At 63.9% G+C, this 624-nt stretch carries 1 pseudogene; it reads left to right on the forward strand.

What is annotated here, in order from left to right:
* Positions 1-215: 215 nt before the first annotated feature.
* Positions 216-624: pseudogene (locus tag ACFPP6_RS36515) on the forward strand (transposase); the annotation flags it as partial.

Consider the following 624-nt stretch of genomic DNA (forward strand, 5'->3'; position numbering starts at 1 on the left):
CAGGACGACACGCGAGGCCGATGGCGAGCGCTTCCTTGGCATATTCGGCGCATACAGAATTTATCAGGCTATCCCGGGCGGCAGGCAAACCGCACAAAACAGCAGGTAAGCGGCAAGAACATCCTCTAAGACCGTGTCCTATGTGGTGAGGCGGACGTTGTTTGTGTATGGGGCGGGGTGAGTGGAGTTGGATTGTTTCGGATGGGTTGTAGGAGATCGCGGAGCCGTTGATCCCGCCGGATCGGGTGCGACCGCAGGGTGGCGGGACAGCGAACACGCCTGATGAGACGCTGTTTGCGGCGATCGTGTATGTGCTGGTGAGTGGGTGTGCCTGGCGGGCTCTGCCACCGTGTTTCGGGGTGTCGAAGCCCACTGCCCACCGCAGGTTCTTGATCTGGTCACGGGCCGGTGTGTGGGGCCGGCTGCACGAGGCAGTCCTGCACCGTCTCGACGATGCTGGCCTGGTCGACATAACCCGCGGGGTCCTGGACTCCGCTCACGTCAGGGCCGAAAAAAGGGGGGCGAACGCACAGGCCCGTCGCCCGTGGACCGGGGCAAGTCGGGTTCCACGATGCACGTCCTGTCGGACCAGAACGGGCTGCCCCTCGTCGTCGGCGTCTCCGC

This window comes from Streptomyces aureoversilis, from assembly GCF_042657885.1.
Classification (GTDB): Bacteria; Actinomycetota; Actinomycetes; order Streptomycetales; family Streptomycetaceae; genus Streptomyces; species Streptomyces aureoversilis.